Here is a 13,229-nt window from a genome sequence, read left to right on the forward strand (position 1 = left end):
ACAATAAACTCCCGCTTTTGCGGGCGGGAGTTATTATGCATCTGCTATTGATATCCGGGATTTTGTTTAAACTCATCTTTGTTCGTAACAGCATCGATTTGCGATTGCGGTATCGGCCTGACAAGGTGAAATGGCTGAATTGCTGCAGCGTCTGGATTATACGCTTTGATACGTTCAATCAATTTTCCTGTGCGTTTCAAGTCGAACCAACGGAGTTGTTCGCCCCCGAGTTCCCTCGCGCGTTCATCCAGAATAAAGTCGAGTGTAATTTGCGCCCGAGAGACCTGCATAACGGCCTCGTGCCCGGGTATGGCCGCCCGCGTACGAATTGTATTGATATATGTTGCCGCCTCAGTGGTATTATTGAGATTCAAATCAGCTTCTGCTACAATGAGATACATTTCGGCCAGCCGAATTACAAAGGCGTCGCGGGCACTTTCCTCTTCCTGGACAGTTGGTCGTGTCGGATCATCAAATTTATTGAGTGAGACATAATGCTGACGGTCTTTTGGCAGGCCAGCAGCATCATAAACGGTATTGCGATCGTAAACGATATATTTTTTACCGGTCCCGCTCAACACGTCGCGCGAACACACAACCGCCGTATCTCCAATTTTCAAACCATAGGTCGCATCGACCTTGTTGGCGATCCATGCCTGTTTAAAGCTCCCGGTATATCTTGAATCATCGGCTGTATTAAATAAGTTCAGGTAAAAGAGTGTCGGCATATACCGGTTAAATGGTCGGCCGTTGGGAATGTCGCGTACCATTCCACGTTGGTCATCATACTTCATTATAAAAAGAAGATGACCGTTATGAGCGCCTCTTGGGTGCCCGGTCGGGTACAAAACAGGATCAGTGCGGTCATCCAACGCCAGATTAGCCGAATAGTTAACCGCCCAGATCACCTCCTTATTTTGCAGGTTATCCATGCGCCATAAATCGGCGTACTTTGGCTGAAGCGCAAAACCATAAGATGTAATGACTTTCTTGGCTAAATCAGCAGCTTCCTGATTTTTTCCACGTGTTAAATACATTCGTGCCAGAAAGGCCTCTGCTGCCGGCTTGGTCACACGGCCATAGTCTGCTGTGGTTGCAGGCAAATTTGCTACCGCGAAATTCAAATCGGCAAATATCTGCTCGTAGAACTTGTCGACGGGAGTTCGGTTGGCCGTTGTTAAAACACCGACAGTTTCCTGAGTTGTGAAATTCACGTCGCCCCAGGTTTCTACGATATGCCAGTAGTAAAATGCCCGCAAAAACGAGAGTTCGGCTTTTCTGATGGCTAATTTATCAGCCGGATATCCTACCTTATCGATGTTATTTATTCCCGTGTTACATAAATTAATAGCTGCGTAAAGCTGCTTCCATTCTACACCTAAAGCTTCCTGACCGGACTGAAGATTAACATATTTGGTCAGGTCCGGGTAAACATCGCCGGCGCCGCTAGCCCACAAGTCGGTTCCCATCTCCGCAATACTGTATCCATACTCTTTACCGTACCACCAGCGGGCATAAGAGTACGTCGCATTTACGAGTGTTTCGAAGCCTGCTGGTGTTGAGAAGACCGCATTATCTGTTAAACCACTTGGATTATATTCCTCCAGTTGCTTTTTACAAGAAAACAAGGTTAGAAAGAGGAAAAAGATTGATATATATAATTTCGTACGTTTCATTGTCGTGGTTATTAAAATCCTAAATTGATTCCTGCCATAAAGGTGCGGGGCAGCGGATTAGCGAATGCTCCCAAAGTTTCCGGATCAAAATCCTTTATCTTGCTAAAGTATCCAAGGTTTTTTCCGGTAACATAAACCCTTAAATTTCTTACATAGATCTTTTTAAGAAGAGCTGACGGTATTGTGTAACCGATCGAAGCACTGCGCAGTTTAACAAACGATGCCTTACTATAACCGAGCGTAGATGTGTATAGCATTGTTGCCTTCGAAAGATTTGAATTGGGGCGCGGATACTCGTTGCTTGGATTTTCAGGAGTCCAGTAATGAATATTCGCACTATTTTCAATACCCTGCGGATCATATTTTCCGTAATACTCGGAGTTGATCGTTTGTCCGATACGGGCGTAGAAGTAAATATTAAAATCAAACCCCTTGTATCGCAGATCATTGTTAAAACCACCACTCCAAACCGGAACCTGCGACCCAACAACCACCCTGTCATCAAGTGCAGTAATCTTACCGTCGCCATTCTGGTCTTTCACACTGATATCACCGGGCTTTTGTCCAAACGCGGCGGCGGCATCTGCCTGGTTAGTTTGCCAGATGCCGGTTTTCTGATAATCGTAAAAACTGTTAACCGGGTAACCTACAACAAGGAACCGCGGATTTGAGGCTGACCCGATATTCAGGTTCTGCACCCCTCCAACCAGGTCTGTTACTTCTTCCTTATTCCTGTAATAATAGATATTTGATGTCCAGCGTAAATTCTTGCTAGCTATGTTTGTTGTACTTAAGCTTAATTCAAAGCCACGATTATGCGTTTTACCTACATTCTGAACAATGTTGTCGTAGCCGCTGCTTTGAGGAAGCGAGCGAAGTAGCAACAGGCGATCGGTTGAGGTATTATAATAATCCATCGTTAGCGAGATGCGGTTATCAACAAACCCCACGTCAAATCCGAGGTCGAAGGTTTTGGAATATTCCCATTGCAGGTCCGGATTTTTTGCTTTTGGATTATATCCGTAACCGGAAGCGGAAGCTTCGCCGAATGACATTGGTATTTTCGACAGGACACCCTGCGTTGCATATTTCGGAACCGCATCATTTCCTGCAAGCCCGTAGCTCACTCTTAACTTCAGATCGCTGAAAACCTTTTGCTTTTGCATAAAAGCCTCGTCAGACACACGCCAGGCTGCGGCGGCCGATGGGAAAAAGGCCCATTTATTACCTTCGGCGAGCTTTGAAGAACCATCACCGCGCCCTGTCAAGGTTAAAAGATATTTACCTTTAAAATTGTAGTTAAGCCGGCCGGCAAACGAAATGGTCGTTTCTTTACCGTAACTGCTTGCTATTGCAACATTGTCAGGCGCATTTGCGAGTCCGTAATATAATTGTGAGGATAGCAACTGGTTTCGTCCCTGGGCCGAGCTTGAATCGGCTTTGTTAGTCAGGTAACTTGTAACGCCTGTTAGGGTAAATGAATGCTGCTTAATCTGCTTTTGGTAGGTAATAATGTTTTCCCAGCTGATGTAACGGTTATTAGCATTTAACTGGCTTGCCTGGGATGCAGAGCCATTCCTGTCAATTGTATTGGGCGATGCATAGATTCCTCTTCTGAAACCAGTTAAAGTTATCCCTACGTTTGACCTCAATGTTAATCCAGTCACCGGTTTCAGCTCGATATAGCCAACTGAGAACAAGCGTGAGGTCAGCGAATTATTTTGATAAGCGTCCGGCTGTTCATCTGCTAAAGGGCTGATGTCTTTACCTTGATTTGGATAAATGATTAACGAGCCGTCGGGATTATAAGCCGGAGTCAGCGGGTCGATTTTAGTGGCAAGATTCAAAGGATCTCGCCTTGTATCCTGGTCATAATAGGTGATCTGGTTTTGCGCACCAATCTTAAAATATTTATTGAACGTGTAATCAATATTAAAACGACCGGAATATCTGTCGAGGTTGTCCAGCTTAAACAAACCTTTTTCATTGTAATAATCCGCAGAAAGATAAATGCTTGTTTTATCCGTTCCGGCTTGTACGCCCAGCTCATAATCTTGCTGTAAACCATTATGTAGCAACAGATCTGGAAAATTTGTAACTGCGCCGCTGGCAATGTTTGCCAGCTCACTGCTGTTAAATATCACTTTGTCATCGGCCTCGCTGTTCCATCGGTTATTTGTACGGTTTGCTTCACGCTTCAAATCAACATAACCCTGTGCATCTAATACTTCTGGATAATCTGCAACATGAGAAACACCGACGTAACTGTTAAAAGAAATTTTCGCCTGGCCGATAGCACCCTTTTTTGTAGTAATAATGATAACGCCGTTTGCGCCTCGCGCGCCATAGATCGCGGTTGAAGAAGCATCTTTCAATACTTCCATTGACTCGATGTCGTTCGGACTTATATCCTGTTGAGGATTTGCCCCCGCACCGAGGTATTGAACGCCGTCAATAATGTATAAGGGGCCATTGCTCGCCGTAATTGAGCGATTACCCCGAATTGTAACCGTTGAATTGGCTCCGGCTGCTCCGCTGGTACGGGTGACATCAACTCCCGGAATTTTTCCCTGAACCGATTCCATCACGCTGGTAGAAGGAACTTTGTTGATCTCTTCACCTTTAACCGATGCAACAGAGCCTGTTAGATCGCGCTTTCGAACCGTTCCGTAACCGACAACAACAACCTCATTTAAGGATTTGGTATCCGAACTAAGAACAACAGTGATTTGCGATCGCTTATTGACCGCCACCTCCTGTTCTTTAAATCCCACATAGGAAAATATCAGAATAGCGGCATTGTTGTCAGGAACGGTCAAGCTAAAGTTGCCCTTTGCATCAGTGCTTGTGCCCGAGGCGTTACCCTTTAGCTTTACACTTACGCCAGGAAGTGTTTCGCCTGTCTCTGCTGAAACAATGCCCTTTACCTGTCTTGTTTGTGCCTGAATTAAGTTTGAGAACAAAAACAGGATTCCCAGAAAATAATAAAATTTTTTCATCTTTAGGTTAGTTAGAATAGGTTTCTGCCGGGCATTGGGATCTCCCGGACTGCTTATTTACAGTTAGTTACAAGCAATCTAAAAACTATAAAAGGTTAAATAAAGAAAAGCGGGAACTAATTCTACGCAATCGTTACCGGGAACGATTGCGCATAAAACCGATCGAACGAGCTTCACAAAACCTGACTAAAAGATTGTTACAGGAGGCGTTAGGATAGACTGCTCTGCAGGGTTTCTTATACTCACCGGGTGATTCAAAGTCAGTCGGCGAGTACCGCTACAAACAAAAAAGGGAGGCCTCCCGACCTCCCTTTCTAATCCCTTAAAAGGACTTACTTCAGATCGGTAATGCTAACAGCATCCATATCTGAATAAACCAAGTTCTCACCAGCCATCGCCCAGATAAAACCGTAATTGGAAGTTCCGGCACCGGAGTGTATCGACCATGGTGGGGAGATCACCGCCTGATTAGTTTTCATTACGAGATGGCGGGTTTCCTGTGGCTGACCCATAAAATGAAAAACCACCTGGCTATCCGGCACATCGAAATAAAAATAAGCTTCCATGCGGCGATCGTGTGTGTGAGCCGGCATTGTGTTCCAAACACAACCTGTACTCAAAATAGTTAGTCCCATTACCAATTGGCAGCTTTTCGCACCTTCGAGGTGGATGTACTTATAAATCGTACGCTCGTTGGCAGTGTCTTTACTTCCTACGGTAGTCGGGCTGGCATTTTCCTTCTTTACCAGTTGTACCGGGTATTCTTTATGTGCCGGCACCGAATACAAATAAAACAGGGCCGGTTTGGCTGAAGACGCACTGGAAAAAGTTACCTGCTTCGAGCCTTTTCCGACATACAGTGCATCAAGTTTGCTTAACTGGTAATCTGTGCCATCCACGTTGATGTTTCCGTTACCACCCACGTTAATAATGCCCAGCTCGCGGCGTTCAAGAAAATAGTCTGCTCGAAGATTGCCATAAACCGGCAGCTCAAGTTTCTTCGACACCGGTTTAGCACTGCCAACAATCGCACGGTCGTAATGCGAATAAGTAAAACTGAATGCATCGTCCTGCATCAGGTCGTCAATGAGAAAACTTTCACGAAGTTCCCCGGTATTCAATCCCATCACCTCTTTCGGGCTTTGAGCATATCTTTGATTCATATCCATATAGCTATTTCTAAGTTAGATCCGTAAAATTCTTATGTAGTAACGCAGTTTTTTTACCTGCCCATCCAACCACCATCTACGGTGATGATTGTTCCGTTAACGTAATCCGATGCCTTTGAGGCCAGGAAAATAGTTATGCCTTTAAAGTCCTCCGGCTCACCCCAGCGCCCGGCCGGGATCCGGTCAAGGATCGATTTACTGCGAACCGCATCAGCACGTAAAGCTTCGGTATTATCCGTCGCTATATAACCTGGTGCAATGGCATTTACGTTAATACCTTTTGCGGCCCATTCGTTTGAAAAAGCCTTAACCAAACTCCCTATAGCGCCTTTGCTGGCAGCATAACCAGGAACATTGATCCCGCCTTGAAATGTTAACAGCGAAGCCGTAAAAATGACCTTTCCGGAACCCTGTTCGATCATCCGTTTACCGATTTCCCGGGTGATGATAAACTGGCTGTTCAGATTGATATTGATCACCTTGTCCCAGTATTCGTCGCTGTGTTCGGCAGCCGGCGCGCGCATAATAGTTCCCGCATTATTAACCAAAATATCGATCCGGGCATTCTCAGCGAGTACTTTTTCGAGAAAGCTTTTCACCGATTCGCGATCGTTTAAATCACTCTGGTATGCTTTAAAATTGCGGCCCAACGCTTTCACTTCATTCTCCGTTTCACTTCCGCTGGTAGCGATAGACGAAGACACCCCTAAAATATTTGCGCCAGCTTCTGCCAGCGCGATAGCCATCGCTTTGCCTATTCCGCGGTTGCAGCCAGTTACGAGTGCCGTTTTACCGCTTAAGTCAAATAAAGTGTTTATACTCATATATGTAATATTTCATATTTATAAAAAGGAAACTCTTTTGCCAGTAACTCTTACGAGTGCCGGCAAATCATAATATTCAAGGGCACCGGGAACAACATAAGCATACAAGTCTTTTTGAACCGGGTTTTCGATTATGGTCGCATAACTTTTCAAGCTATTTCCAGTTATCGTCAAATTCGTAATGCGCTTATCAAGCGCTGCAGCATGCAACGCGGCGATTGCTGATTTCCCCGACGCTTTTATCTCAACAGGAAGCTGTTTCAAGCGATTATCGGTCGCTAAGAAATCAAGAATAGTCCGAATATCTGTAACCCGCTGACCCATCAAAGGTTTTCCGACATGCAGGGCAAGCATCAGGTTTCGATAGTCGGCATTAGAATATTTAGGGTCGTTAAATTCTGGCCTGTCCGCAGTTTCACCCATTCCACGCAGGTCGGCCAGAATCACCGCCGTGGATTTTTCGGCATACGAACTGATTAATCCGGCACTGTCAGCCAGTTTACCTTTACCCCGGTCATCCAATACAATAACTACCGCTCTTGGCTTGTCAGGAATAACAGCAAGTAATGGTAGTGGAACCTCGTCTTCTTTTCGCAGAATGAACTTCTTCGCTGTATTTCGTTCAATAAGCACATCGCCGTTTTGCTCAACGGTTACAGGTTTGTCCAGCGTATCAATCCGCAATAATTTAACAAGTTGGTTTCTGAGCTTTGAAGGTGCAGCCAGCTCTACTTTCTGTTGCAAATTATAAGCGCTATAAAGCTGCCTGTTTCGTTTTGTAAGATTTATTTCGTTTGGAAAGTCTGTTGCAACCTGCCCGGACTTTGTACAGTTCAGTTCGCTTTGCTTGTGAATTGCCAGGTTTCCAGGTTCCTTAATCTGAATTGAATCATTACACAACCATTTTCTGAACCAGCTAACCGCTGCTTCGCGTTTCAGCTTTGATATGCCGTGCCCGTCATCAACAGTAAACAACGAAAGTTTATCATCCTGGTTCATCAATTTATAGACCAGTTGCAGCTCACTACACGTTTCGAGTGTGCTGTTATAATCAATAAAATCATAGCGGCCGGCAAGCACGAGCAAAGGTTTAGGTGCTGCCATAATAAGATAGTCTGCCATTTCAAGGCGGGCGAAACCTTCGCCTGGAATTTGTGCGCAGCCATCGGCCGGCCCTGATAATTCCAATGTCCGTTCTCGGCTGGCGATATAACTGCAGGGAGCAGCAACTTTAACCCGTTTGTCGAAAGCCCAGAAATAGGCTGTTTGCATACCCCCACCCGAGTTACCAAGGCACCCGATACGGTTCTTGTCTACTTCCGGCCGGCTTTCAAGATAATCCAGACTTCGAACGTTGTCAAACAGCTCATCCTTCGGTGTGCTGTATCCCAGCAAATTCGACGATTCGTTTAAAAGTGTATGTTCTGTCGTTCCGCCGCGAGTTAAAGCTTTGCCCTTTTCATCGGTAAGCTGGTATCTTTCACCCTGCGAGATCGGATCGACAACTAATACAACAAAACCATTCTTTGCAAACAAAATGGCGGTTTCCTGATAGGATTCTGTCGCTTTGGATTCTGCTTCATGACCGCAAAACAACAATGCCGCAGGATACTTTCCGTTTCCCTCGGGGATGTAAAGATTGGCCGTAACATGGTGCTGCGGAAAGCTTTCGTAAATAACCTTTTCAATACGGTACCCATCACTTTTTATGACGCCTGTAATGACAGGTTCAAGTGATGTTTTCGGAGGCATCTGCCCTAAAATTTCCAGGTATCTTGTTCTGCAGCTATCCTGATAAACTTGCATGAGTTCGGCTGATTGCAAGGCGACTGCAAAGTCTGCTCTTCGTTTATCATATTGCCGGTGCATCTTCTGAACCAGGTAGGTGTTCAGTGAATAATCAGCCTTCCAATTCAACACATTATACTGCTTTTGAGCTGTCGTAAATAAAGGCAGTACACATATCCAAAAGAGCAGTTTGAGTTTGATTCGCGATGCACTCACTGGCACAATCTGATTAGTTTCGGGCAAGTGTAGCTATTATTTGCTTCAAAAGACAAAGGACGCTTGTAAAAAACTACGCAAACGTTACCGGAGATGTCGGGAACGTTTGCACAAATAAATCGCTTCCAAAATTTGAGTAAAGTTCGTGCGATTTGTAATCTTGTCAATAACCAATTCCAAATCGACGATGAAATTTAAACCTGCAGGAGCGATCTTCCTTTTTAGTGTTTTATTATTATTCGCATTCAAACCAGAGCCAGGAAAAACAACAGTTTACCTGATCGGCGATTCCACAATGGCCGATAAAGCGGTTTCAACTTATCCTGAAACTGGCTGGGGAATGCCTTTTAAAATATTTTTCGACTCGACTGTTGTTTTGGACAATCGCGCTAAAAACGGACGAAGTACTAAAACTTTCATCGCCGAAAAACTCTGGCAGCCGGTTTATGATAATCTCAAAGCAGGTGATTATGTTTTTATACAATTCGGCCATAATGATGAAGTGCCCACGAAAAAAAGCTATACTGCACCTGAAGATTTTAGCAAAAACCTGGTTCGCTTTATTGCCGAAACGCGTGAAAAAAAAGCGACTCCCGTTTTGCTAAGTCCCGTTGCGCGCAGGAGCTTTGATGCAGACGGAAAACTTATCGACACCCACCCGCAATATGCTAACCTGGTTCGCGAGGTAGCAAAAAAGACCGGCGTGGCATTTATCGATCTGGATGCTGAAAGCCGTGAGTTGCTTCAAAACTTAGGTGCGGAGAAATCTGAATTTTTGTTCAATCACCTGGCTGCAGGCGAACATCCGAACTACCCGCAGGGAAAAGAAGATAACACACATTTCAATGAACTCGGCGCCCGTAAAATGGCCGAGATTGTTTTGAAAGATCTTATAAATCTGCATCCCGGTCTGGAAAACCACATTGTAAAATGTAAGTAATCGCTATGAAAATCCTCCCAGCAATATTAATTTATATCTTGTTTTTCAGCGGCACGGTATTCAGCCAGACATCTTACAACTTTCCGGCTAAGTATACAGTGGCGCAGGATGGTTCGGGTGATTTCAAAACCATTCAGGAAGCGGTTAACGCAGTGAGAGATTTGGCTCAGGTGCAGGTAACGATCTTTTTAAAAAATGGTATTTATCACGAAAAGTTAGTGATCCCTTCCTGGAAAACCCACATTTCCCTGGTTGGAGAAGACAAAGAGAAGACGGTTATCACGAACAACGATTTCTCCGGAAAGAAATACGAAAATGGCAAAGACCCTTACGGGAAGGACTTGATCAGCACTTACACTTCATATACCGTTTTGGTGCAAGGGAATGATTTTATCGCCGAAAACCTGACCATTGAAAATACTGCAGGACGCGTGGGCCAGGCAGTTGCCTTGCATGTGGAGGGCGACAGAAGCATTATTAAAAATTGCAGACTGCTCAGCAACCAGGATACACTTTATACCGCTACGGGGAACAGCCGGCAATATTATCTTAACTGCTATATTGAAGGTACCACCGACTTTATTTTTGGAGAAGCAACCGCCGTTTTCCAGTATTGTACGATTAAAAGTCTCATTAATTCATATATCACCGCTGCCGCAACAACGCCATCACAAAAATTTGGCTATGTTTTTTTTGATTGCAATCTAATAGCTGATACCTCGGCACATAAAGTATTTCTTGGCCGGCCATGGAGACCTAATGCCAAAACGGTTTTTATACGCTGTGACAATGGCCAGCATATCCAGCCTGAAGGATGGGATAATTGGCGCGATCCGGAAAATGAAAAAACTGTTTTTTACGCGGAGTATCAAAGCAAGGGGGCGGGCGTCGCACTCGCTAATCGCGTAAAATGGTCAAAACAATTGAAAAAAAGAGACATCGCTGCTTACACCTTGCCAGCAATATTCAGCGGATGGAATCCACGATAAAATGTTTACTTAACCGGCTCAACCCGAAACCAGTCGTAATCCGCGTAACCAGAGTCGTTTGTCTGTGATTCGCGAACACTATAGATGCCCACTTTAGCACCGATCCACTGGCCGACTTCGGCCTGAAACTCATCGCCGGCATCAGTGAAATCAATTCCGTCATAACTGTAGCTGAATTTACATTTGGCGGCATCTATCACCTTTACGCGAAAATAGACGGCGTTTTGCTTTGCTGTTTCAATGATCTTATCTTCCGGCTTTTTTCCTTTCCTCGCATCGTTACACAAAGTAAAAACCAGCTGCATTTTATCAGCATTTTTCTTCAGGGATAAACCTGCGTAACTAAAACCCATAACGGTCAAACCAGTGCTTTCATTTACATTTTTAGCGTTCGGATGGAAAGTCACCTTAGTGGTTACCGTGAAACTTTCGGCAGGAAATTTTTGAAGAAGCATATTTGGCGACTGCCATAAATTAACTGCACTATCCGGAATTTTATCGGTGTATAACCGCAGTTTTCCTTCAGCTGTTAGAAATGACCAGGTCGCTTTTGGGTTAGCCATCCATTGCCACTGTAAACCAAGCTGCGGTCCGTTAAATTCATCGCTCTCGGCAGGATTTACCACCGGATAAGCTTTTCCAACGTTCGGCTTTTTATAGGTCATAACGGGATTACCAATGCCATCGTGATCTGGATCTGATCCAATCACCGGCCAGTTGTCTTTCCATGCCATTGGCTGCAAATGAACGATACGGCCATAAGCCTCCTTATCCTGGAAATGCAAAAACCAGTCTTCGCCTGTTTGAGTAGTAACCCATGCACCCTGATGCGGACCATTGACGCTTGTTTTACCCTGTTCCATCACAACTTTTCGCTCGTAAGGGCCGTAAATGTTTTTAGACCGGAACACCACTTGCCAGCCGGTCGACACGCCGCCGGCAGGAGCAAAAATGTAGTAAAATCCATTTCGTTTATAAAATTTCGGGCCTTCTAATGTCGGATCTTTTTCATGGCCATCAATCACCAGCCGTCCGGCCTCGGTAACTTTTGTGCCTGCCGGGTTCATTCGCTTAACAGCAAGCACACTTTTAATCCCCGCCCGGCTACCAGCAAATGCGTGTACCAGGTATACTTTCCCGTCATCATCCCATAAAGGGCAAGGATCAATTAATCCTTTGCCGGCTTCCACTAAAACCGGTTCGCTCCAGGGACCTTCAGGTTTCGGTGCTTTTACCATGTAAATCCCAAAATCAGGATCGGGATAGTATATGTAAAACTCGTTATTATGGAACCGCATGGATGGTGCCCAAACACCCGCACCGTGCTGCACTTTCGAATAGTAATCAACCGGCGGTTGTCGTTTTAGGGCATATCCAATGATTGACCAGTTCACCAGGTCCTTTGAATGCAGGATCGGCAAGCCGGGGATATCTTCAAAGCTGGACGAAACAAGATAAAAATCATCATTAACGCGGATGGCGTCAGGATCGGAATAATCGGCGTGTAGAATCGGGTTTTTGTAGGTGCCATTTCCTAAATCAGGTGACCAGACCTTCGATACGTATTGAGCTTGTTGGGCAACTCCAGCCAGTGAAGAAAAAGCCAGTAAAAAAATCAAAAATCTGTTAAAACGCATCTTAAAAATCTAGTTCCGGTTTCCAACCTCTGAGAATTGCTGTTAGGTTATAATTTGCAGCTTCACTTTCACTTAGCTGATGAGACCATGCGACCCGTTTGGTTGGATTTGCCCCTTGTCCGGTATTTTTATATTCGGCGAAAAACGCAGTTTTTTCATTGCTTTCCTTTCCCCAATTGTTCCAGCCTGATGGCGTTATCATATTGCCTAACTCGCACTTTAAAAACGCGACTTTCGCGAATGGCCTCCACGGACGGCCAAGATAAAAAGTGTTTTCCGCGGCACTGCCCTTTACCCGGCAATTCATAAATACGTAACCGAATGTCACAGAATCCGGTGTAGAAGCTGCTGTTACATAGCCGTTGTTTTTGCAGAAAATATCACAATCGTCAAATACCGCAGTCGCCGAACCGAAAATAAAGTCCACAGTTCCTTCGATGTAGCACTTATAAAAATATTCGCGGCTACCATAACCATATGTGTAAAGCGTATCCTGAAATCCAAGCATACGGCAGTTTTTGAACACTGTCTTGTCGCCTGCCACCCACAACGCCACAGCCTGACCTACTGGTCCTGAGCTATTCTCAAATGTAATATTCTCAGCGTTGAAGCCGTCGCCGTAAATATAAACGCTGGACGATCCGGACGTTCCCATCTCTTCACCGAAACGATTTTTCTTTGAGGCAAAATCGTTGAATGTAATAATCGTTTTGTTTACATCCTCACCGATAAAACTAACATCCTTTTTTGAGCCGGCGATAATTAGTTTTTCCTTATAAACTCCGTTTTTAATAAAAATAACAGTCTTTAGTTTCCGGTAGTCGGGCACCGCATTTACCGCTTCCTGGACGGTCTTATAGTCGCCGCTGCCGTCCTGCGCTACAACGATATCAGGCTTGACCCGCGTCTTTCCAAACAAATGGTGTATTGGAACGAAACACGTAATCAAGAGGATGATAAAAGTAAAAGAATTGTTCCTTACCCGCATACT

Annotated in this window: 9 protein-coding genes; 2 read left to right on the forward strand and 7 right to left on the reverse strand. The window is 44.8% G+C overall.

Features of this window, described 5'->3' with window-relative positions:
• Positions 1-44: 44 nt before the first annotated feature.
• The 5 genes from GS399_RS00760 to GS399_RS00780 form a co-directional block, all read right to left on the reverse strand.
• Complete coding sequence (locus GS399_RS00760) at positions 45-1,676, reverse strand: RagB/SusD family nutrient uptake outer membrane protein (RefSeq protein WP_160842598.1); 1,632 nt, start codon at positions 1,674-1,676, stop codon at positions 45-47.
• Between the two features lie 11 nt (positions 1,677-1,687).
• On the reverse strand, positions 1,688-4,675 hold the full coding sequence (locus GS399_RS00765) for a SusC/RagA family TonB-linked outer membrane protein (RefSeq protein WP_160842599.1): 2,988 nt from the start codon (positions 4,673-4,675) through the stop codon (positions 1,688-1,690).
• 332 nt (positions 4,676-5,007) lie between these two features.
• Entirely contained in the window at positions 5,008-5,838 is an 831-nt protein-coding gene (gene kduI / locus GS399_RS00770) for a 5-dehydro-4-deoxy-D-glucuronate isomerase (protein ID WP_160842600.1), read from the reverse strand.
• Positions 5,839-5,897: 59 nt separating this feature from the next.
• Positions 5,898-6,668 (reverse strand): 2-dehydro-3-deoxy-D-gluconate 5-dehydrogenase KduD, encoded by a 771-nt coding sequence (kduD, locus tag GS399_RS00775; RefSeq protein ID WP_160842601.1) that lies wholly within the window; start codon positions 6,666-6,668, stop codon positions 5,898-5,900.
• A gap of 18 nt (positions 6,669-6,686) precedes the next feature.
• A complete protein-coding gene (locus GS399_RS00780) occupies positions 6,687-8,672 on the reverse strand; it encodes an alpha/beta hydrolase family protein (protein ID WP_160842602.1) in 1,986 nt (661 codons plus the stop codon).
• Positions 8,673-8,859: 187 nt separating this feature from the next.
• On the opposite strand from GS399_RS00780, the gene GS399_RS00785 reads away from it, so the two are divergent.
• Positions 8,860-9,612, forward strand: a complete 753-nt coding sequence (locus GS399_RS00785) for a rhamnogalacturonan acetylesterase (protein ID WP_160842603.1) — start codon at positions 8,860-8,862, stop codon at positions 9,610-9,612.
• A 5-nt stretch (positions 9,613-9,617) separates the two neighbouring features.
• A complete protein-coding gene (locus tag GS399_RS00790) occupies positions 9,618-10,601 on the forward strand; it encodes a pectinesterase family protein (RefSeq protein ID WP_160842604.1) in 984 nt (327 codons plus the stop codon).
• 5 nt (positions 10,602-10,606) lie between these two features.
• Here the strand turns inward: GS399_RS00790 and GS399_RS00795 are convergent, their stop codons facing one another.
• Together GS399_RS00795 and GS399_RS00800 are read right to left on the reverse strand one after the other, a co-directional pair.
• Complete coding sequence (locus GS399_RS00795) at positions 10,607-12,238, reverse strand: glycoside hydrolase family 43 protein (protein ID WP_160842605.1); 1,632 nt, start codon at positions 12,236-12,238, stop codon at positions 10,607-10,609.
• Position 12,239: 1 nt separating this feature from the next.
• Positions 12,240-13,157 (reverse strand): pectinesterase family protein, encoded by a 918-nt coding sequence (locus tag GS399_RS00800; protein ID WP_237487832.1) that lies wholly within the window; start codon positions 13,155-13,157, stop codon positions 12,240-12,242.
• Positions 13,158-13,229: the final 72 nt, after the last annotated feature.

Source organism: Hufsiella arboris, from assembly GCF_009834875.1.
GTDB classification, from domain to species: domain Bacteria; phylum Bacteroidota; class Bacteroidia; order Sphingobacteriales; family Sphingobacteriaceae; genus Hufsiella_A; species Hufsiella_A arboris.

Excerpts from the sequence above, each read along its gene's own strand:
- GS399_RS00760 (WP_160842598.1), bottom strand. The coding sequence starts at position 1,676 with ATGAAACGTACGAAATTATATATATCAATCTTTTTCCTCTTTCTAACC.
- GS399_RS00765 (WP_160842599.1), bottom strand. The coding sequence starts at position 4,675 with ATGAAAAAATTTTATTATTTTCTGGGAATCCTGTTTTTGTTCTCAAAC.
- kduI (WP_160842600.1), bottom strand. The coding sequence starts at position 5,838 with ATGAATCAAAGATATGCTCAAAGCCCGAAAGAGGTGATGGGATTGAAT.
- kduD (WP_160842601.1), bottom strand. The coding sequence starts at position 6,668 with ATGAGTATAAACACTTTATTTGACTTAAGCGGTAAAACGGCACTCGTA.
- GS399_RS00785 (WP_160842603.1), top strand. The coding sequence starts at position 8,860 with ATGAAATTTAAACCTGCAGGAGCGATCTTCCTTTTTAGTGTTTTATTA.
- GS399_RS00790 (WP_160842604.1), top strand. The coding sequence starts at position 9,618 with ATGAAAATCCTCCCAGCAATATTAATTTATATCTTGTTTTTCAGCGGC.
- GS399_RS00795 (WP_160842605.1), bottom strand. The coding sequence starts at position 12,238 with ATGCGTTTTAACAGATTTTTGATTTTTTTACTGGCTTTTTCTTCACTG.